Annotated in this window: 14 protein-coding genes, 1 tRNA gene and 2 rRNA genes; 9 read left to right on the top strand and 8 right to left on the bottom strand. The window is 69.4% G+C overall.

The window, feature by feature from the left end:
- The first annotated feature begins 110 nt into the window (after positions 1-110).
- Both ACPYN7_RS02490 and rrf read left to right on the top strand, forming a co-directional pair.
- A 23S ribosomal RNA gene (locus ACPYN7_RS02490) occupies positions 111-3,241 on the top strand.
- Positions 3,242-3,457: 216 nt separating this feature from the next.
- A 5S ribosomal RNA gene (gene rrf, locus ACPYN7_RS02485) occupies positions 3,458-3,574 on the top strand.
- 179 nt (positions 3,575-3,753) lie between these two features.
- On the opposite strand, the gene ACPYN7_RS02480 is transcribed toward rrf, so the two are convergent.
- Genes ACPYN7_RS02480 through ACPYN7_RS02470 form a run of 3 tightly spaced genes read right to left on the bottom strand, consistent with a single transcriptional unit; the run spans position 3,754 to position 7,040 of the window.
- Entirely contained in the window at positions 3,754-5,427 is a 1,674-nt protein-coding gene (locus tag ACPYN7_RS02480; RefSeq protein ID WP_424346589.1) for an FAD-binding oxidoreductase, read from the bottom strand.
- 36 nt (positions 5,428-5,463) lie between these two features.
- A complete protein-coding gene (locus ACPYN7_RS02475; protein ID WP_424346588.1) occupies positions 5,464-6,228 on the bottom strand; it encodes a lysophospholipid acyltransferase family protein in 765 nt (254 codons plus the stop codon).
- A gap of 23 nt (positions 6,229-6,251) precedes the next feature.
- Entirely contained in the window at positions 6,252-7,040 is a 789-nt protein-coding gene (locus ACPYN7_RS02470) for an SDR family NAD(P)-dependent oxidoreductase (protein ID WP_058874256.1), read from the bottom strand.
- Positions 7,041-7,188: 148 nt separating this feature from the next.
- Here ACPYN7_RS02470 and ACPYN7_RS02465 point away from each other — a divergent pair, with 148 nt between their 5' ends.
- Positions 7,189-9,447: an HAD-IB family hydrolase gene (locus ACPYN7_RS02465; protein ID WP_058874257.1), complete on the top strand. Its 2,259-nt coding sequence runs from the start codon at positions 7,189-7,191 to the stop codon at positions 9,445-9,447.
- Between the two features lie 37 nt (positions 9,448-9,484).
- Positions 9,485-10,060 carry a TetR/AcrR family transcriptional regulator gene (locus ACPYN7_RS02460; RefSeq protein WP_424346587.1) on the top strand — a complete coding sequence of 192 codons (576 nt, stop codon included), beginning with the start codon at positions 9,485-9,487 and terminating at the stop codon, positions 10,058-10,060.
- Between the two features lie 22 nt (positions 10,061-10,082).
- Here the strand turns inward: ACPYN7_RS02460 and ACPYN7_RS02455 are convergent, their stop codons facing one another.
- Positions 10,083-11,360, bottom strand: a complete 1,278-nt coding sequence (locus ACPYN7_RS02455; RefSeq protein WP_424346586.1) for a DUF4032 domain-containing protein — start codon at positions 11,358-11,360, stop codon at positions 10,083-10,085.
- Between the two features lie 86 nt (positions 11,361-11,446).
- Between ACPYN7_RS02455 and ACPYN7_RS02450 the strand changes: the two genes are divergently transcribed.
- Together ACPYN7_RS02450 and ACPYN7_RS02445 are read left to right on the top strand one after the other, a co-directional pair.
- Complete coding sequence (locus tag ACPYN7_RS02450) at positions 11,447-12,268, top strand: MurR/RpiR family transcriptional regulator (protein WP_424346585.1); 822 nt, start codon at positions 11,447-11,449, stop codon at positions 12,266-12,268.
- 130 nt (positions 12,269-12,398) lie between these two features.
- Positions 12,399-12,602, top strand: a complete 204-nt coding sequence (locus tag ACPYN7_RS02445) for a hypothetical protein (protein WP_058874261.1) — start codon at positions 12,399-12,401, stop codon at positions 12,600-12,602.
- A gap of 95 nt (positions 12,603-12,697) precedes the next feature.
- Here the strand turns inward: ACPYN7_RS02445 and ACPYN7_RS02440 are convergent, their stop codons facing one another.
- The 3 genes from ACPYN7_RS02440 to ACPYN7_RS02430 all read right to left on the bottom strand — a co-directional run bounded on the left by ACPYN7_RS02440 (position 12,698) and on the right by ACPYN7_RS02430 (position 16,257).
- Entirely contained in the window at positions 12,698-13,837 is a 1,140-nt protein-coding gene (locus ACPYN7_RS02440) for an ABC transporter ATP-binding protein (RefSeq protein ID WP_424346584.1), read from the bottom strand.
- 150 nt (positions 13,838-13,987) lie between these two features.
- Positions 13,988-14,794, bottom strand: a complete 807-nt coding sequence (gene otsB / locus ACPYN7_RS02435) for a trehalose-phosphatase (protein WP_058874262.1) — start codon at positions 14,792-14,794, stop codon at positions 13,988-13,990.
- Positions 14,794-16,257: an alpha,alpha-trehalose-phosphate synthase (UDP-forming) gene (locus ACPYN7_RS02430; protein ID WP_424346597.1), complete on the bottom strand. Its 1,464-nt coding sequence runs from the start codon at positions 16,255-16,257 to the stop codon at positions 14,794-14,796. The genes otsB and ACPYN7_RS02430 overlap by 1 nt, the downstream gene beginning before the upstream one ends.
- A 204-nt stretch (positions 16,258-16,461) precedes the next feature.
- Here ACPYN7_RS02430 and ACPYN7_RS02425 point away from each other — a divergent pair, with 204 nt between their 5' ends.
- From ACPYN7_RS02425 to ACPYN7_RS02415, 3 genes are all read left to right on the top strand, one after another.
- Positions 16,462-17,325, top strand: a complete 864-nt coding sequence (locus ACPYN7_RS02425) for a DsbA family protein (protein WP_424346583.1) — start codon at positions 16,462-16,464, stop codon at positions 17,323-17,325.
- 170 nt (positions 17,326-17,495) lie between these two features.
- Positions 17,496-17,572, top strand: a tRNA-Thr gene (locus ACPYN7_RS02420).
- A 443-nt stretch (positions 17,573-18,015) separates the two neighbouring features.
- Positions 18,016-18,639 (top strand): hypothetical protein, encoded by a 624-nt coding sequence (locus ACPYN7_RS02415; protein ID WP_424346582.1) that lies wholly within the window; start codon positions 18,016-18,018, stop codon positions 18,637-18,639.
- Between the two features lie 136 nt (positions 18,640-18,775).
- Here ACPYN7_RS02415 and ACPYN7_RS02410 read toward each other — a convergent pair whose 3' ends face one another.
- Entirely contained in the window at positions 18,776-19,648 is an 873-nt protein-coding gene (locus ACPYN7_RS02410) for an alpha/beta fold hydrolase (RefSeq protein WP_424346581.1), read from the bottom strand.
- Positions 19,649-19,689 lie beyond the last annotated feature (41 nt).

Here is a 19,689-nt window from a genome sequence, read left to right as displayed (position 1 = left end):
TGTGTTGTGGTGCCGTGTTCGTGATTGATCGCCGAGAACACTGCTGCGTCGCGGTTCCTGGGAACAGGGTCCGTGGGTGGTGGTGGGTATCGGTGTGTTCTGTGATCATGTGGCAAGTTTTTAAGGGCGCACGGTGGATGCCTTGGCATCAGGAGCCGATGAAGGACGCGGTAATCTGCGATAAGCCTCGGGGAGCTGATAAACGAGCTGTGATCCGAGGGTCTCCGAATGGGGAAACCCCGCCGCGTGTTATGCGTGGTGACCCGCACCTGAATTCATAGGGTGTGTGGAGGGAACGTGGGGAAGTGAAACATCTCAGTACCCACAGGAAGAGAAAACAACAGTGATTCCGTCAGTAGTGGCGAGCGAACGCGGAAGAGGCCAAACCGATGGTGTGTGATACCCGGCAGGGGTTGCATCATCGGGGTCGTGGGGCACGTCGTCTCAGGGTCTGCCGGCCCGGGCGCGTGAGTGCAGGACGATAGTCGAACCGGTGTGAGTGCCGGACCGCAGAGGGTGGGAGTCCCGTAGACGAAATCGTTGCTGCCGCGTGGAGCGTGTACCCAAGTAGCACGGGGCCCGAGAAATCCCGTGTGAATCTGCCAGGACCACCTGGTAAGCCTAAATACTACCTGATGACCGATAGCGGACCAGTACCGTGAGGGAAAGGTGAAAAGTACCCCGGGAGGGGAGTGAAATAGTACCTGAAACCGTGTGCCTACAAACCGTCGGAGCCTTACAAGGGTGACGGCGTGCCTTTTGAAGAATGAGCCTGCGAGTTAGTGTTACGTCGCGAGGTTAACCCGTGAGGGGTATCCGTAGCGAAAGCGAGTCTGAACAGGGCGAGTGAGTGGCGTGATCTAGACCCGAAGCGAAGTGATCTACCCATGGCCAGGTTGAAGCGCGTGTAAGAGCGCGTGGAGGACCGAACCCACTTCAGTTGAAAATGGAGGGGATGAGCTGTGGGTAGGGGTGAAAGGCCAATCAAACTTCGTGATAGCTGGTTCTCCCCGAAATGCATTTAGGTGCAGCGTTACGTGTTTCTTGCCGGAGGTAGAGCTACTGGATGGCCGATGGGCCCTACAAGGTTACTGACGTCAGCCAAACTCCGAATGCCGGTAAGTGAGAGCGTAGCAGTGAGACTGTGGGGGATAAGCTTCATAGTCGAGAGGGAAACAGCCCAGACCACCAACTAAGGCCCCTAAGCGTGTGCTAAGTGGGAAAGGATGTGGAGTTGCTCAGACAACCAGGAGGTTGGCTTAGAAGCAGCCATCCTTGAAAGAGTGCGTAATAGCTCACTGGTCAAGTGATTCCGCGCCGACAATGTAGCGGGGCTCAAGTACACCGCCGAAGTTGTGGCATTGCACCAATGATACCCAGCCAGGACCTGGTCCTGGCTCAGGTGGTGCGATGGGTAGGGGAGCGTCGTGTGGGCAGTGAAGCTGCGGGGTGACCCAGTGGTGGAGCCCACACGAGTGAGAATGCAGGCATGAGTAGCGAATGACGGGTGAGAAACCCGTCCGCCGGATGATCAAGGGTTCCAGGGTCAAGCTAATCTGCCCTGGGTCAGTCGGGACCTAAGGCGAGGCCGACAGGCGTAGTCGATGGACAACGGGTTGATATTCCCGTACCGGCGAAGAACCGCCCCTACCGAACCGGGGACACTAACCACCCGAACCGGGCCACGCGGTGACCATTGGTCGCCGCCGGCTCCGGGGAGCGTGGGACCTGAACCGGGGAGGTAAGCGTATTAACAGGTGTGACGCAGGAAGGTAGCCGAGCCGGGCGATGGTAGACCCGGTCTAAGCGTGTAGGGCGACCCGTTGGCAAATCCGCGGGTCATGTGCTTGAGACGTGACGGGACCCCCATCCGTGGGGGGATTCGGTGATCCTATGCTGCCGAGAAAAGCATCGACGCGAGGTTCCAGCCGCCCGTACCCCAAACCGACACAGGTGATCAGGTAGAGAATACTAAGGCGATCGAGAGAATCATGGTTAAGGAACTCGGCAAAATGCCCCCGTAACTTCGGGAGAAGGGGGGCCCCGACCGTGGACACCACTTGCTGGTGCGAGCGGGTAAGGGCCGCAGAGACCAGGGGGAAGCGACTGTTTATCAAAAACACAGGTCCGTGCGAAGTCGCAAGACGATGTATACGGACTGACTCCTGCCCGGTGCTGGAAGGTTAAGAGGACCTGTTAGCCTCACGGCGAAGCGGAGAATTTAAGCCCCAGTAAACGGCGGTGGTAACTATAACCATCCTAAGGTAGCGAAATTCCTTGTCGGGTAAGTTCCGACCTGCACGAATGGAGTAACGACTTCCCCGCTGTCTCAACCATGAACTCGGCGAAATTGCAGTACGAGTAAAGATGCTCGTTACGCGCAGCAGGACGGAAAGACCCCGAGACCTTTACTATAGTTTGGTATTGGTGTTCGGTGTGGCTTGTGTAGGATAGGTGGGAGACGGTGAAGCGGGCACGCCAGTGCACGTGGAGTCAACGTTGAAATACCACTCTGGTCACTCTGGACATCTAACTTCGGCCCGTGATCCGGGTCAGGGACAGTGCCTGATGGGTAGTTTAACTGGGGCGGTTGCCTCCTAAAGAGTAACGGAGGCGCCCAAAGGTTCCCTCAGCCTGGTTGGCAATCAGGTGTCGAGTGTAAGTGCACAAGGGAGCTTGACTGTGAGAGCGACAGCTCGAGCAGGGACGAAAGTCGGGACTAGTGATCCGGCGGTACATTGTGGAATGGCCGTCGCTCAACGGATAAAAGGTACCTCGGGGATAACAGGCTGATCTTGCCCAAGAGTCCATATCGACGGCATGGTTTGGCACCTCGATGTCGGCTCGTCGCATCCTGGGGCTGGAGTTGGTCCCAAGGGTTGGGCTGTTCGCCCATTAAAGCGGTACGCGAGCTGGGTTCAGAACGTCGTGAGACAGTTCGGTCCCTATCCGCTGCGCGCGCAGGAAATTTGAGAAGACCTGTCCTTAGTACGAGAGGACCGGGACGGACGAACCTCTGGTATGGCAGTTGTACCGCCAGGTGCACCGCTGCTTCGCTACGTTCGGAAGAGATAACCGCTGAAAGCATCTAAGCGGGAAGCTCGCTTCGAGATGAGATTTCCATACACCGCAAGGTGTGAGAGGCCCCCAGCTAGACCACTGGGTTGATAGGCCGGAGGTGGAAGCACGAACCAACGACGTGTGCAGCCGACCGGTACTAATACGCCGACAACTTACACCACACACCCCCACCCCCCGACACGCGTCGGGGACCCATGGTGGGGACACCACAGAACACCGCGTCCACTATACGGCTCCCAACCAACAACCCCACGGTTGTTCGGTGCACGGGAACCACAATTGAATACCGCCCACCACGGGCGGAGCACCACAGTGACTTACCCACCCCCGCCAGCCCGGCACGTAGTCGGCGGCCAGGGGGGGCGGGTACCAGAGTTACGGCGGTCATAGCGTGGGGGAAACGCCCGGTCCCATCCCGAACCCGGAAGCTAAGACCCACAGCGCCGATGGTACTGCACCCGGAAGGGTGTGGGAGAGTAGGACACCGCCGGACCACACCACACAAGGGTCGAGCCCCCGCACCACACGGTGCGGGGGCTCCCCGCATTTAACGAACCCACCACCGTCATCGCACCTGCTGACCACGCCGGTCCGCCGGCCCCTGTCACGGCCTCCGCACGGCGCAGGCCCCCACCGTGGCGGTGGGGGCCTGCGTCTCGCGGACGGCGGGGATCAGCCGACGATCTTGCCCGGATTGAAGTTGTGCCCGGGATCCGCGGCGGCGAACAGGCTGCGCATGAGGCGCACGCCCTCGGGGGAGACGTCCTGCTCCATCCACGGGCTGTGCTCCAGTCCCACCCCGTGGTGGTGGGACAGCGTCCCCCCGGCGTCGATGAAGGCCTGCTGGATCGCACCCTTGATCACGGCGTACTCGCCGTGCGGGTCCTCGCCGATCTCGTAGCCGAAGGTGAAGTACAGGCAGGCGCCGGAGTGGTACGAGTGGGACATGTGGGACATGATCCACCCCGTCTTGCCCTGCGACGCGAACGCCCGGTGTGCGGCCACGTAGACGGCCTGGTGCACGCTGGTGAGCCTGGACCACGGGGCGGCCGTCTCGGAGACGTCGCCGATGGTGTTCTGCTCGAGCAGGAAGTCGCGCAGGTACGGGGTGTCGAACTTCTTCTGGTCGTAGAGCGCGCCGGGGCCGGCGCCCAGGACCAGGGCGCCCTGCTTCTTCACGAGACCGGACACGGCCTTCTTCCTGCCCTCGACCTCCGCCTTGCTGCCCTCGAAGCACACGTAGGCGATGCACATGGCATCGGTGTCCCAGCCGCGGCGGCGCATGAGCTCCCACAGCAGGTCCTGGCCCTTGGCCGTGACCTTCTTCTTGAGGGTGGCCGGGGCCTTCTGGGTGGAGAGCGAGAACGCGGTCTCGTGGGCGTCGGAGACCCGGGCGAAGGTGGTGCTGACGCCGGACCGCGCGATCTCGCGCATCGCGGTGAGTGCCTGCTGCCACGTGGGGAACATGTACGCGATGACCTCGCGGTGCTCGGCGATCCGGTGCACGTGCACGTCGAGCTGGGTGATCACGCCCAGCCGGCCCTCGGAGCCGATGATCATCTCCCGCAGGCTCGGACCGGTGGAGGTCGAGGGGAGGGGCCGCAGCACCACGGTGCCGCCGGGGCGCACCACCCGCAGCCCGCGCACGATGTCGGCGATGTCGCCGTACTTGTCGGACTGCATCCCCGAGGAGCGTGTGGCGGCCCAGCCGCCGAGGGTCGAGTGGGTGAAGGAGTCGGGGAAGTGGCCCAGCGTCCACCCGCGGGCGTTGAGCTGCTCCTCCATGTCCGGGCCCAGCACCCCGGCCTGGATGGTGGCGAGGCCGGAGGTCTCGTCGAGGGACAGCACCTGGTTCATCCGGCCCAGATCCAGGGAAACGATCGTTCGTTCTTCATCGGCGTCCGGCTGCAGGCTGCGGGAGATGCTCGTGCCGCCGCCGAAGGGGATGACCACGAGGTCGCGCTCGACCGCCAGGCGCAGCACCTGGGCCACCTCGTCCTCACCGGCCGGGTAGACGACGACGTCGGGCACGCGCGCGAAGTCGCCCGCCCGGGTGAGCAGGAGCTCGGTGACGGACTTGCCGGCCCAGTGCACGACCCGCAGCTCGTCGTCGAGCGTCAGGTGCTCGGGTCCGGTGACGGCGGCCAGCGCGTCCAGGAGGGCGTCGTCCGCACGGGAGGCGGGGACGCGCACCGTGGAGAAGTCGATGGTGTCGCGCTGGCGGGGCCGCAGGTCCACGTCCAGCGCCTTCTTGACGAACGGTGCGAAGGCGGGCTTGTTGGCGTACTCGAAGTGCACGCCTTCCTCGCCCCACCCCCACCACTTCATGTGCTTCACGGGTGCCATCTGCGCAGTACTCTCCTGGTTCTCGGGGGTGGTGGTTCAGGCGTCGATGCGCGGACGGTGCTCGGCGTAGAGCGACCGCACCGAGGCCTCGATCCGGTCGTTGAACGAGGAGGTGGGCTCCTTCTCGCGCGCGGCCAGCGGCTCGCCGACGGCCACCACCACGCGGGGCCGGCCGCGGCGCGGCCAGCGCGCCCCGCGCGGCATCGCCTCGTACGCCCCGATCAGGGCCACGGGGACCACCGGGACGCCCACGGCCTTGGCCAGGCCCGCCGCGCCGATCTTGAAGGACCCCATCTTGCCCGTGCGTGACCGTGTGCCCTCCGGGAAGATGAGCAGCGGCACCCCCGCCTTCAGCAGCTGCTTGGACAGCCCGCGGTTCGCCCCGGTCCCCGTCCGGTCCACCGGGAAGGCGTTGAAGATCAGCTCGGTGAACATCCGCTTGTGCGACGCCGTGAAGAAGTAGTCCGCGGCCACCCCGGTCGCGAGGTCCCGGCGGATGCGCCGGGGCACCGAGCCCAGGACGAGGGGCGCGTCGAGGTGGCTCGAGTGGTTGGCGACCACGATGCAGGCCCCGTCCAGGGCGTCGGCCGCCGGGTGGGTCACCACGGTCCGGCGGACGGTGCGGTACGCCAGGCCCTGCAGGAAGATCCGCTGGGCGATCCGCCGGGCGAGGCGGCGCCTCGGGTCGCGGAAGCGCTCCGGGCTCAGGTGCGCGGAGGACGCGGGCGGTGCCTCCGGTGCGGCCTCGGCCGCGGAGGAGGGCCCTGCGCCGTTCCCGTCGATGGAGCGCTGGACCGGCACGGGCTCCTGGGGGCCGCGGCGCGTCACGACCCGGCCGCCCGTTCCTTCTGGCGGGCCGAGGCGACGAGCCCCGAGATCCGGCGCACCGCGGAGCGGGGCAGGTGCCGCAGGACGAAGCCGAGCAGCCGGTAGCGCTTGGTGGGCATCGAGAGCACCTTGCCGCGCGCCACGTCGTCGAGCGCCTCCTCGACCACGCGCTCGGGGCTGAGCCACATGAAGGAGGGGATCGAGGACCCGCTGATGCCGGCGCGCTCGTGGAACTCCGTGCGCACCCATCCGGGCAGCAGGGCGGTGACGTGGACGCCCGTCCCGCCGAGCTCGACGGCCAGGGCCTCGGTGAACGCGGTCGTGTAGGCCTTGATCGCCGAGTACGAGCCCATCGTGACGAGCCCCGCGGTGGAGGAGACGTTGATGATCCAGCCGGAGCCGCGCGCGGTCATCGCCCGGGCGGCCGCCGAGGACAGGACCAGCACCGCCCGGCACATGACCTCGAACGCGCGGTCGTGGGCGCCGGTGTCCGGGTCGGTGAAGCGGGTCTTCACGGAGAACCCGGCGTTGTTCACGAGCACGTCCACGGGGCGCTCGGGGTCCTCGACCCGGGCGGCGACCCGGTCCACGTCGGCGCGGTCGGAGAGGTCGGCGGCCAGGACCTCCACCGGCACGCCGTGCGCCGAGCGGAGCCCGGCCGCCGTCTGCTCCAGGCGTTCCGCGTCGCGGGCCACCAGGACGAGTGCATTTCCCCGGCGGGCCAGGGCCTCGGCGAACGCGGCGCCGATGCCGGACGTCCCCCCGGTCACGAGAGCGGTAAGCATGAGATCTAGGCTACACTACGGTAGCCGTAGCGCAGTCGGGTGCGGTCCGCTCGAGGGGCGCCGTCGTCGCCCGCCGGGCGGGATCCGCCCGCAGCCCCCCGCCCGCTCCGCACCGGCCGCGGACCAGCACACCACCGGAGGAACACCGTTGACCGAGACCCCCACCACGCGCGTCCTGCTGACGGGAGCCACCGGCTTCCTCGGGCAGGCGGTGCTCGAACGGCTGCTGTCCGACCACGAGGGGGTCCACGTCACGGCCGTCGTCCGGCCCAGGGGCAGCATCAGCGGCGCGCAGCGGCTGCGGCAGCTGCTGCGCAAGCCGGCCTTCCGCACCTGGCGCGAGGCCGTGGGCGATGACGAGGCCCAGCGGGTCTTCGCGGAGCGCACCGCGGTGCTCGAGGGGGACCTCTCCGCCCTCGCGGAGATCACGGAACCGTTCGACGTGGTGATCCACTCCGCCTCCACGGTGTCCTTCGACCCGCCCATCCACGAGGCCTTCAGCACGAACGTCGGCGGCGCCACGGGCCTCTACGACGCGCTCCTGGCCTCCGGGCAGGACCCGCACGTCATCCACGTCTCCACCTGCTACGTCGGCGGGATCGCGAAGGGCCTGCGCCCCGAGGCGCCCGTGGACCACGACGTCGACTGGGCCGCCGAGTACGCGGCCGCCCAGCGGGCGCGCGACGAGGCCGAGATGGCCTCCCGCACCCCGGAGCGGCTGCAGGCGATCATCGACGATGCCACGGCGCACCACGGCAAGGAGGGCCCCAAGTCGGTGGCCCGCGCCGCGGAGGCCGCGCGCGAGGAGTGGGTGCGCACCCGCCTCGTCGAGTACGGGCGCACCCGGGCGCAGTCCCTCGGCTGGACCGACATCTACACCTTCACGAAGGCCCTGGGCGAGCGCGTCGCCGAGCAGAAGTGGGCGGGCGGCGGGCACCGCCTCTCCGTGGTCCGGCCCTCGATCATCGAGTCCGCGCTGCGCCACCCGTACCCCGGCTGGATCGACGGCTACAAGGTGGCCGACCCCCTGATCATGGCCTACGCCAAGGGCGCCCTGCCGGAGTTCCCGGGGCTGCCGGACTCCGTGCTCGACGTCATCCCCGTCGACTTCGTGGTCAACGCGATCGTGGCGCTGGCCACGGACGGGCACCGCGGCCCGTCGGGCGAGGTCACCTCGGACGGGCAGCCGGAGCCCGCCCCCGCGTACTACCAGGTCTGCTCGGGCGCCTCGAACCCGCTCCCGTTCCACCAGATGTACGAGAACGTCCGGTCCTTCTTCCTCGCCCACCCGCTCGAGGACGCCGAGGGCAAGCCCATCCGCGTGCCCGAGTGGAAGTTCCCCGCCAACAACGCCGTGGAGCGCTCGCTCGCGGTCAAGGAGCGGCTCTCCGCGGTGGGCGGCCGGCTCACCTCGGCGCTGCCCGCGACGTCCCGCACCCGCGAGTGGGCGAGCTCGCTGCACCGCATGCAGTCCGGCCTCGGCTCCCTGCGCACCTACGTGGACCTGTACCAGTCCTACACGCGCACCGAGATGATCTTCGACGACGCCAGCACCCGGCAGCTCAACGACTCGCTGCCCGCCGGCACGCCCGAGGACCGGACCTTCGACGTCCGGTCGATCGACTGGGCCGACTACTGGCAGAACGTGCACCTGCCGGCCCTGACCACGATGACCAAGGCCTACGGCCGGCTCCAGGCGGCGTCCAAGCGGCGCAACGCGGTCCGGCGGGCGCTCAGCGAAGGCACGGACGTGCTCGCGGTCTTCGACCTCGAGGGCACCGTCCTGGACTCCACGGTCATCCGGCAGTACCTGCAGCTGCGCCGCCGGACCCTCCACCTCGCGAAGTGGCCCGCGGAGGTCGCCGACCTCGTCTCGAGCGCTCCGACCTACCTCAAGGCCGAGAAGCGGGACCGCGGGGAGTTCATCCGGGCGTTCATGCGCCGCTACCAGGGCGTGCCCGCCGGGACCGTGCGGGAGCAGGTGGCCGGCCCGCTCGGCCAGGACATGCGGCGCCTCCTGCGCCCCGGGGCCCTGGCCCGGATCGAGGAGCACCGCGCCGCGGGGCACCGGACGGTGCTGGTCACCGGGTCCATCGACCTCCTGGTGGAGCCGATCGCGCACCTCTTCGACGAGGTCGTGGCGGGCCGGATGGACGAGCGCGACGGCGTGATGACCGGCTACCTCGCCACGCCGCCCCTGGTCGACGAGGCGCGCGCCCAGTGGCTCAAGACGTACGCCGAGCAGGGCGGCTACGACCTGTCCCGCTCCTACGGCTACGGGGACTCCCACGCGGACGCCAGCTGGCTGCTGCTCATGGGCCACCCCTACACGGTCAACCCGGACCTGCCCCTGTACCGGCTGGCCCGGAAGAACCACTGGCCCATCGAGGACTGGAAGACCGCCTGACCGCAGGGGCGGCGGACGGCGAGCAGGAGGGGCACCGATGGGCGACGACGACCGGACCGATCCGCGGACCGTCTCCACCGACAAGAAGATCACCGCGGCGGCACTCGCCCTCCTCCGGGAGGGCGGGCCGCACCGGGTGAGCATCGAGGCGGTCTCGGCGGCCTCCGGCGTGGCCAAGACGTCGATCTACCGCCGGTACGCGAACAGCCTGGAGATGCTCGAGGGGGCCCTCGAGGACGCCGTGGCCACGTACTCGCCGCAGCGGCCGAGTTCCCCGGCGAGCTGGGAGGAGGGCCTCGCCGAGGCGCTGGACTTCCTGCTCCACGACATGGGCATCGGCGTGGCCGTCTCGCTGCTGAGCGACCCGGACTCGGAGACGTCCCGGATCCTGCGGGCGCACCTGGTCCGGCCGCGCGTGCAGCGGCTCAAGGAGCTCCTCGCCGCGGAGACGGCGGCGGGGCGGCTGAGCCCGGACCTGGACGTCGACGTCGTCCTCGACTTCGTGCTGGGCTCCGCCTACTCCCACGTGGCCCGCTACGGGAGCCTGGGCGACGACTGGCCCCTGCGGGTGCACCGGACGCTGACCGGCGTACTCCGGGCGCACCGGCCCTGACCGGTCCGCGCCGCCGCCCGGCTCAGAAGACCTCGCGCTCGTCCGGGCGCCGGGCCAGCTGCGAGGCCACGTAGTCCTCGACCGCCGTGTGCGTCGCCACGTCCTTGCCGGCCCGCTCGGAGAGGAACCACCGGTGCTCGAGCACCTCGTGCACGATCTCGGCCGGCTCGAGCTTGCGGCGCATCGGCGGGGTGACCGCCTCCATGATCGGGGAGAAGACCTCCCGCATCCACAGCTGGGCCACGAGCTCCTCGGGCAGGCCCGGGTAGAGGTCCTGACCGAGCTGGGCGATGTCGGTCAGGAGCCTGCGCGCCTGGTTCTCGTGGGCGCCCAGACCGGTGAGCCGCTGCAGGCGACGGGTGTGGTGGCCGGGCTCCACGACCTGCGGTCGCAGCCGGATCCGCCCGTCGACCGTGTCCATGGAGGCTTCCTCGACGTCGAAGCCGAGCTCGTTGAGCCGGCGCACCCGCTCCACCACGCGCCAGCGCTCGTCCATGCTGAAGGACTCCTCGACCGTCAGCTCGCGCCACAGGAACTCGTAGGTGGCGACGAGCCGGTCGGAGACCTCGAAGGGATCCACCACGTCCGCGATGTCGTGCCCCTCCTCGACAGCCCCGGCCAGCAGGTCCATGATCTCCCCGGCCACGTTGGTGCGGGCCAGCTCGATGTCGTACCCCCGCTGGCCGTCCGTGAGCTTCGGATGGATCTCGCCCGTCTCCGCGTCCACCAGATAGGCGGCGAACGCCCCGGCGTCCCGGCGGAACAGCGTGTTGGAGAGCGAGACGTCGCCCCAGTAGAAGCCGGAGAGGTGCAGCTGCACGATCAGCGAGGCGAGCGCGTCCACGAGCCGCTCGACCGTGGCGGCGCTGGGACCGGCGGAGAAGATGGCCCGGTAGGGCAGGGAGAAGCTCAGGTGGTCCGTCACCAGGGCCGCCGGCAGGAGCTCCCCCTCGGGGGTGTACCGGTCCGTGACCACGGAGTCCGGCACCACGGACGGGATCCCCATCCGCTGCAGCCGGCGCAGGGTCGCGTACTCGTGCCGGGCGTAGTGCGGAACGGTCTCCTTGACGGCGACGACCTTCTCGCCGGCGCGGGCGAAGCGCACGACGTGCCGGGAGATCCCCCGGGGCAGGGCGGCGAGGACGTGCTCCGGCCACTGCTCGAGCGGCGTGTCCCACGGCAGCTCGAGGAGCACCGGGTCCGGGAAGGCCGTCTGGATCGACACGCTCCCGGACCGTCCGCCGCGGGCGGGGCGGTGCTGGGGCGCGAGGGGGAAGCGGGGGCCGGGAGAACCCTTCATAACGGGCCATGCTAGCAACCGGGACGGCCCCGGTGCCGCCGCGGGCGCTCCCGCGCCCGGCCCCCGCGGTGGCTAGGGTGGTGAGGGTGTCGATCGAACAGCGCATCCACGCGCACTACGCCGGGCTCTCGCCGCAGGAGCAGCGGGCGGCCGACCTGATCCTGGACCACCTGGACGACCTCGCCCTGTACAGCTCGGCGGAGCTGGCGCAGATGAGCGGCGTCTCCCGGGCCACCCTCTCCCGGCTCTACCGCCACCTGGGCTTCGAGTCCTTCACCGAGCTCCGGGAGACCGCACGCACCCTGCGCCAGCAGGGCGTGCCCCTCGGCCCCGACGCCGATCCGGAGCTGAGCCGGCACCTGGAGCAGGAGCTCAAGAACCTGCGCAAGGTCCTGGAGCAGTCGGGGGAGGATCGCCCGGCCCAGGCCGTGCGCGCGCTGGCGGACGCGAGGACCGTCCTGCTCGTGGGGCTGCGCAACAGCTACCCGGTGGCGCTGCACCTGAAGCAGCAGCTGCAGCAGGTCCGGGACCGCGTGCGGCTCGCCCCCCTGCCCGGTCAGACCCTCGGCGAGGAGCTCGTGGACGTGGGCGAGGGCGACGTCGTCGTCCTGCTGGGCTTCCGGCGGCGCCCCCGCGGGTTCGAGCGCCTGGTGGAGGTCTGCGCGGCCACCGGGGCGCGGACCGTCCTCGTCGCAGACAGCACGGCCCGGCGCCATGCGTCAGCCGTGGACCTGTGGATCGAGTGCCCGCTCGACGGCCTGGGGCCGTTCGACTCCTACGCGGCGGCCATGAGCCTCGTGTCGGTGCTCGCCGACGGCGTGCTGGCCGCGGCGGGACCGGAGGGACGACGACGGGTGAGCCGCACGGCCGAGCTCTACGAAGAGCTCGAGGAGCTGGACCTGCGCTGAGCCGGGCCGTTCCGCTGGACGTCCGGTGCTGGACGCCCGGTGCGTCGACGGGATCCGTCGGCTAGAATCCGTCAGTTGGCTGATCAATCCTGACCGGAACGGGTCCGGTCGGCACCGAAAGGAACTCGCCATGCAGGATTCCCAGGCGCTCGCCCAGGCCGAGACGCATCTCATCCACGTGCTCGAGCACTCCGATCCGCCGCGCGACGCCAGCCGCTACAACGTGACTGCCGCCGCGCGGGCCTACCACGAGCGCACCGGGGACTGGGACGTCCGGAACGCCGACCCCCAGCTCGTCGAGGAGGTGCTCGCCGACCACCCCGCCCGGGACTGATCCGGCCCCGGACACGCCGCGGCGCCCTCCCCGGAGAGGGGAGGGCGCCGCGGCGCCGGTGCGGTGCGGCTGCTGCCGGTCCGCCCGCGCGGACGTCAGTCGGGGAGGCGGTTGCCGGTGGTGGTGTCGAACAGGTGCACGTGCTCCAGGTCCGGGGCGACCCAGATGGTGGTCCCGGCCCGCGGTGGGGTGCGGCCCTCGGCGCGCACGATGATCTCGTGCGCCCCCTCGGCGTCCTCGTCGACTCCCCCGGTCGGGTCCACGGGCACGATCGTGTTGGCGGCGGTGACCGGGGCGAGGTGGCCGTAGACGAAGGCGTCCGCGCCGAGCTCCTCGACCACGTCGGCCTCGATCGGCAGCCCGGTTCCCTCAGCCGCGGGGTGCAGGTCCTCGGGCCGGATCCCGACGGTGACCCGGTCCCCGGTCAGCGCCGACTGCTGCTCCCGGGTCAGTTCCAGGCGCATCGTGCCGAAGGTCGCCGTCCCGCCCTGGACCGGCACGCGGAAGAGGTTCATCGCCGGGGAGCCGATGAACCCGGCCACGAACTCCGTGGCCGGCCGGTCGTAGAGCGCCCGCGGGGTGTCGACCTGCATCAGCAGCCCGTCCTTGAGCACCGCGACCCGGTCGCCCATCGTCATCGCCTCGACCTGGTCGTGGGTCACGTAGACCGTGGTCACCCCCAGCCGGCGGGTCAGCGAGGCGATCTGGGTGCGGGTCTGCACGCGCAGCTTCGCGTCGAGGTTCGACAGCGGCTCGTCCATCAGGAACACCTGCGGGGACCGGACGATGGCCCGGCCCATCGCCACCCGCTGGCGCTGCCCGCCGGAGAGTGCCTTGGGCTTGCGGTCGAGGTAGTCGGTCAGATCCAGGATCTTCGCGGCCTCCTCGACCCGCCGGCGGCGCTCCTCGGGGGAGATCTTGGCGATCTTCAGGGCGAAGCCCATGTTCTCGGCCACGGTCATGTGCGGGTACAGAGCGTAGTTCTGGAAGACCATGGCGATGTCGCGGTCCCGGGAGGGGACGTCGGTGACGTCGCGGTCGCCGATGTAGATGTTGCCGCCGGTGACCTCCTCGAGGCCGGCGAGCATCCGCAGGGTGGTGGACTTGCCGCACCCGGAGGGGCCGACCAGGACGAGGAACTCCCCGTCGGCGATGTCCAGGTTCAGGTCGGTCACCGAGGGCCGCTCGGCCCCGGGGTACTGACAGGTGACGTTGGCGTAGCGCACAGAAGACATGGTTCACAGCCTCTTTCCCGGCAGGCACGTGCCGGACGATCCGAAGGAGAAGAGCTGCCCCCACAGGTGATGGGGACCACAGTGATCCTAGTCACTCCTGCCGTGCAGATGTCCCCGGCTCGCCGTCATCGGCGGTCATGTCGTCCGGGATCACTGCTGCGCGTCCCGGCGCAGCCCGGCCAGACGGGCCAGGGCCGAGGCCAGCTCCTCCGGCGAGGCGACACGGTGCGGGGCCACGGTCTCGCCCGTGCCCACCTTGATCCCGAGGTCGTCCGGGCCGAGCTCGCGCATGGCGTTCTCGTCCGTCACGTCGTCGCCGGCGAACAGGGTGACGTCCGCGCCGGTGGCCTGCATGAAGGCCGTGATGCCCTCGCCCTTCGTCGCGGAGTGCACCGAGGACTCGACCACGTGCTGGCCCGGGGTGATCTTCAGCCCCTCGAGCTGCTCGAACTGCTCGATCATCTCCTGCTCCGCCCGGGCGCACAGGGTCTGGTCCGCCATCGTGCGGGTGTGGAAGGCGGCTCCCGTGGGCTTGAGCTCCAGCTTGGACCCGGGGTACCGGGCCACCTGCGCCTCCACGAGCGCGGTGGCCTGCGCCAGCAGCTCCTCCTGCGCGGGGGAGAGCTGCAGCGCGGTGTCCGCGGCTGCCGCCCCCAGCGCGTCGAGGAGCAGCTCCGCCCCGTGCGAGCCGGACAGGAGCATCCGGCCCGCCGGATCCACCACGGAGCGCAGGAACCGCATGGGCCGCCCGGAGATGACGGCCACGTACGTGCGGTCCAGCCCCAGCAGCTCCTCGAACGCGGACTGGGCCTCCGGCAGCGCCCGGCTGTCGTCCGGGTCGTCCGTGAACGGGGCCAGGGTGCCGTCGAAGTCCAGGGCGACCAGCAGGGTCTCGGCCTCCGCCGCGCGGTGGAGGGACTCCTCGAGGGCCGTGCGGGTGTCGTCGTGCGCGTTCATCACTGCTCCTCCTCACCGGTCGTGCCCGGGCGGGTGCGGGCGAGGTCCCGCAGGAAGGCCTCCGACCAGTCGTTGACGTCGTTGCCCAGGACCTGCCGGCGCATCGAGCGCATCCGCTTCTTCGCCTCGGCGGCGGACATCTCCTTGGCCCGCAGCATCGCGTCCTTGAGCCCGTCGATGTCGTGGGGGTTGATGAGCAAGGCCTGTTTGAGCTGTTCTGCGGCGCCCGTGAACTCGGAGAGGACCAGCGTCCCGGACCCGTCCGTCTTGGCCGCGACGTACTCCTTGGCCACCAGGTTCATGCCGTCCCGGAGGGAGGTGACCAGCATGACGTCGGTCGCCAGGTAGAGCGCCACCATCTCCTCGAAGGGGTAGCCGTGGTGCAGGTAGCGGATCGCGGTGTGCGAGATGGTGTCGTGCTGGCCGTTGAGGTGGCCCACGAGACCCTCCACGTCCTCCCGCAGCTGGACGTAGGACTCCACGCGCTCCCGGGACGGATTGGCCACCTGGACCAGCACCGACGGCCCCACGGTCAGCTTGCCGTCCTCCAGCAGCTCCCCGTAGGCCTTGATGCGGTGCAGGATGCCCTTGGTGTAGTCCAGCCGGTCGACGCCCAGGAACACGGTCTCGGGGTCGCCGAGCTCGTGGCGGATCTCCCGGGCCCGCTCCTTGACCTCCGGCCGCGAGGCCAGCTCCTGGATCGCCTCCGCGTCGATGGAGATGGGGTAGGACCGGGCGTGCACGGTCCACCCGGCGTCGTCCGTGCCGAAGCGCGCCGCCCCGTTCTTGAACGGCACGTCCAGGAACCGCCGCACGCAGCGCTGGAAGTTCTGGGCGTCGCCCGGGCGCTGGAAGCCGATGAGGTCCGCGCCGGAGAGGCCGTCGAGGACGGCGCGCCGCCAGGGCAGCTGCGCGAAGATCTCCAGGGGCGGGAACGGGATGTGGTTGAAGAACCCGATCGTGAGGTCCGGTCGCAGCTCCCGCAGCATCTTGGGCACCAGCTGCAGCTGGTAGTCCTGCACCCACACGGTGGCGTGCTCGGCGGCGATCTCCGCGGTCCGTTCCGCGAAGCGGCGGTTGACCCGGCGGTAGGTGTTCCACCACGTGCGGTGGAACTCGGGCGGGGCGATGACGTCGTGGTAGAGGGGCCAGAGGGTCGCGTTGGAGAACCCCTCGTAGTAGGACTCCACCTCGTCGGCGGACAGCGGCACCGGCGCGAGGTGGAAGACGTCGTGGTCGAAGCGCTCCAGCGTCTCGTCGGCGGCTCCGTGCCAGCCCACCCAGGCGCCGGCGTTGCGGGCCATGACGGGGGACAGCGCGGCCACGAGCCCGCCGGGGGAGCGGCGCCAGGAGGACTCGCCGTGCTCCACGACGCGCTCCACCGGCAACCGGTTGGAGACCACGACGAAGTCGTAGCCCGCCTCCTGCGGCACGTCGGTCCGAGGTTCCGGCACCTGCTCCAGATCGTCCGAGGAGGCGGTGGGAGTCTGCTCTGCACTCACGGGGTGTCCTTCCGGTAGGTCGTCGTCGTCCTGGCCTCAGTCTATTCGTCAGTGTGCTCATGGTTCCGCCTGGGGATCCGCTGAGTCGGCGGGCCGGGAGAGGGTCCGATAATCTGGGCGACGACACGCCCCCATCCGCCCCCGAGGATCTTTCGAAGAGGACCCATGGCATCCAGCAGCAGCACGACCCCCGACCCCCGGAACCGCGACGCCGCCCGGGAGCGGGCGCGGCAGGTCGCGGACCAGCACGCACGGCAGGACAAGCGCTCCCGCCGGATCCTGCAGCTGGGCATCCTCGCCCTGGTCCTCGTCATCGTCGCCGTGATCGGCATCGTGGTGGCGCAGAACCGGGCTCAGCAGATCCCCGAGGCCGGGCCCGTCCCGGCCAGCGCCAACCAGTGGGGCGGCACGGTGCTGACGGCGGACGGGATCCGCACCGGCGAGTCGGAGGTCCAGGAGCGCGACCTCGGTGAGGTCCCCGAGCCCCCGGAGACCCCGGACGAGTCCGCCGTCCCGCCGGGCGTCGAGGCCTCCGGTGACGACGAGCCCGTGCAGGTCGTGATCTTCCAGGACTTCGAGTGCGTGCACTGCGCCGACTTCGAGACCGAGAACGGGGAGGCGATCGAGGAGGCCGTGACCTCCGGCGACATCACCCTCGAGTACCGCAACCTGAACTTCCTCGATCGCTCGACGCCGACGCAGTACTCGTCCCGGGCCGCGGCGGCCGCCTACGAGGTGGGCAACCAGGTCTCCACCGAGCAGTACCTGGCCTTCGTCGAGGAGGTGTTCTCCCACCAGGGCACCGGTGGGCTGGACGACGAGCAGCTCGTGGAGATCGCCTCCGCGCACGGCGCCGACATCGCGAGCGCGCTCGAGGAGAACACCTGGCGGCCGATGGTCAACGTGGTCTCGCAGGAGTCCCTCGCCAACGGCGTGTCCGGCACCCCGACCGTCTTCATCGACGGCGAGCGGCTCGGCAACGAGCCGTTCCAGGACGCCCTCGACGCCGCCGTGGAGGCCAAGGAGTAGGGTCCGCCCCCGCAGCAGCACGACGGCGCCGCGTCCCCGCCCGGGGTGCGACGCCGTCGTGCTGTACGAGCCGTGCCGGTGCGGGGGATTTCGGCGTCCCCCGGCGCGTCCGATATCCTGAGGAACCGGTTGCCCGGGCCGCACCCGTGCGGAGGCCCGAGAGCCGCTCCGCCTCCTTAGCTCAGCTGGCCAGAGCACCTGTCTTGTAAACAGGGGGTCACCGGTTCGAATCCGGTAGGGGGCTCCACCGGTCCACGACTTTGCGGTCGCGACCACTCATGACGTCACATGTTGCGCGGACATCTCGATCTGAGCTGTAAGCCTGCTGTCCTCCGTGCGGCCGTCCGACGAGGACGCGACCCGGCACGATCCGCCCGAGGCGTGTGCGCTCGGGAAGGATGCTCGCAAGATCCGCGCCAACACTGGGTTCCGGAGCGCGCAGTGCGGTGGCCGTCGCAAATCAGGCCGCGCGGGGACCGCGCCGGCGAGGGCCCGGGCAGGACGTGCCGCGCCGGGGATGCCACGAGACGAAACCGTGATGGCGATTGCCCTGGCCGGAGTCTTGAACCGTGACTCAGGACACTCCTACGGTGTTCATACCTATCTCATAGGTGAGACCTCTTGCCCAGGTCTCGGAACATCTCGATCGCATGACGATCCCCATGTCATGCCCTTTCCACAGGAGCAGCAATGAGCAGTCTGCGGAAGACCCTCGTCGGCGCGGCCATGGCCGCCGCCCTCGTGGGAGGAACGGTTGCCACCCCGGCGGTCGCGGGGTCAGGCAATGATAAGCCCGACGATAAATATAGCCATAGCACTTACGAAAAAAGAGATCAGGAACGCGGGGACCGGGACCGCGACAAGGATCGCGACAGGGATCGCGACAGGGATCGCGACCGGGACAGGAACTGGGAGAAAGACCGTCATCGCGATGGCGACCGGGACCGCGACCGCGACGACAAGGGCCGCCACGACCACGATCACGACCGGTACGACAAGGACCGCGACGGCAAGGACCGCGACGGCAAGGACCGCAACGGCAAGGATCGGCACGACCGCGACCGCCACGACCACGACCGGTACGACCGGGACCGCGACCACCGCCACGACAAGGACGGCGACGACAAGAAGTACAACGGCCACGATCACCAGGATCACTGGTGGTACTGCGAGAAGCACGAGAAGTGGCACTTCTACGACGACGACGACAAGCGGAGCCGGGACCACCACGAGGACATGAAGGACGACGGCAAGCACGAGCACAAGAAGGGCCACGACCACGACGACGACCACGAGTACGACCACAAGCACTGATCCGGTCGGCACCGGCTTCGACGCACGCGCACGGTCCGGAACCGGAGGCGGAGTCCACCGGCAGTAGGACCGGGATCCGTGCGAGGGAACGAGCGCCCCGTCCCGAGGTGGACGGGGCGCTCCCGTGCGCGGGGCGTCAGCCGGTCCTGCCGCCGTCGACCGCCGCCGTGTGCTCGAGGACGGCGTCGGCCAGGGGGCCGAGCACGCTGTGCGGCAGGGCGTGGCCCAGGCCGGGGACCGTCACGAGGCGGGCGGACCCGATCGACGCCGCGAGATGCTGGGCGTGGGGCGGCGGGTTCACCGGGTCCTCGGGCGCCTCGACGACCAGCACGGGCACCGTGACGCCGGCGAGTTCCCCGGCGCGGTCCAGGCCGGACTGGTCGGCCAGCGCGTGCGCCGCCGGGTTCTCCGCGGTTCCCGAGTGGACGACGACGCGCTCCTCCAGGCGCAGGAACTCCTCCGGGTCGAACGGCAGCGCGTCGCCGTTGAGGATCCGCCAGTGCTCGACCCGCCACAGGATCTCCTCATCCGGGTCGCGCGGGTCGGCCAGGTGCTGCCACAGCTCCAGCAGGCGCGGATCGGGCCCCGGCAGGCCGGTCTCCCCGGGCCCGGCCGGACCGGTGCCGAGCGCGGACGTCGCGAGGACCGTGGCGCTGAGCAGCCGGCCGGGGTGGTCGAGCAGGAGGAGCTGCACGAGCGTGCCGCCCATCGACATGCCCACCACGTGCGCCCGGTCGAGGCCGAGGGCGTCCAGGACCGCGACCGCGTCCTCGGCGAGGTCGCGCAGCGCGTACGGGTGCTCGGCGAAGGCGCGGGTGGATCGGCCGGTGTCGCGGTGGTCGTAGCGCACCACGCGGTGCCGGGCGCCCAGGCGGGCCACCAGCTCGTCCGGCCAGGTCGCGCCGGACGCGTTGGCGCCCATCACCAGGAGCAGGGGCGAGCCCTCGGGACGGCCCGTCTCCTCCACCCACAGCTCGTAGTGCTCGTCCGCCCGCACCGTCCGTTCCATGACGACCAGTATCGTCCCCCCGCGGGGGCGCCGACAGGGCC

This window comes from Kocuria sp. CH-021, assembly GCF_049716185.1.
In the GTDB taxonomy this organism is placed as follows: Bacteria; Actinomycetota; Actinomycetes; order Actinomycetales; family Micrococcaceae; genus Kocuria; species Kocuria cellulosilytica.
The sequence above is the reverse complement of the archived record's forward strand: the minus strand, read 5'-3'. Positions and strand labels throughout refer to the sequence as shown.

Coding starts and splice junctions, on each gene's coding strand:
- ACPYN7_RS02480 (WP_424346589.1), bottom strand. CDS start 5,427: ATGGCACCCGTGAAGCACATGAAGTGGTGGGGGTGGGGCGAGGAAGGC.
- ACPYN7_RS02470 (WP_058874256.1), bottom strand. CDS start 7,040: ATGCTTACCGCTCTCGTGACCGGGGGGACGTCCGGCATCGGCGCCGCG.
- ACPYN7_RS02460 (WP_424346587.1), top strand. CDS start 9,485: ATGGGCGACGACGACCGGACCGATCCGCGGACCGTCTCCACCGACAAG.
- ACPYN7_RS02455 (WP_424346586.1), bottom strand. CDS start 11,360: ATGAAGGGTTCTCCCGGCCCCCGCTTCCCCCTCGCGCCCCAGCACCGC.
- ACPYN7_RS02445 (WP_058874261.1), top strand. CDS start 12,399: ATGCAGGATTCCCAGGCGCTCGCCCAGGCCGAGACGCATCTCATCCAC.
- ACPYN7_RS02440 (WP_424346584.1), bottom strand. CDS start 13,837: ATGTCTTCTGTGCGCTACGCCAACGTCACCTGTCAGTACCCCGGGGCC.
- otsB (WP_058874262.1), bottom strand. CDS start 14,794: ATGAACGCGCACGACGACACCCGCACGGCCCTCGAGGAGTCCCTCCAC.
- ACPYN7_RS02425 (WP_424346583.1), top strand. CDS start 16,462: ATGGCATCCAGCAGCAGCACGACCCCCGACCCCCGGAACCGCGACGCC.
- ACPYN7_RS02415 (WP_424346582.1), top strand. CDS start 18,016: ATGAGCAGTCTGCGGAAGACCCTCGTCGGCGCGGCCATGGCCGCCGCC.
- ACPYN7_RS02410 (WP_424346581.1), bottom strand. CDS start 19,648: ATGGAACGGACGGTGCGGGCGGACGAGCACTACGAGCTGTGGGTGGAG.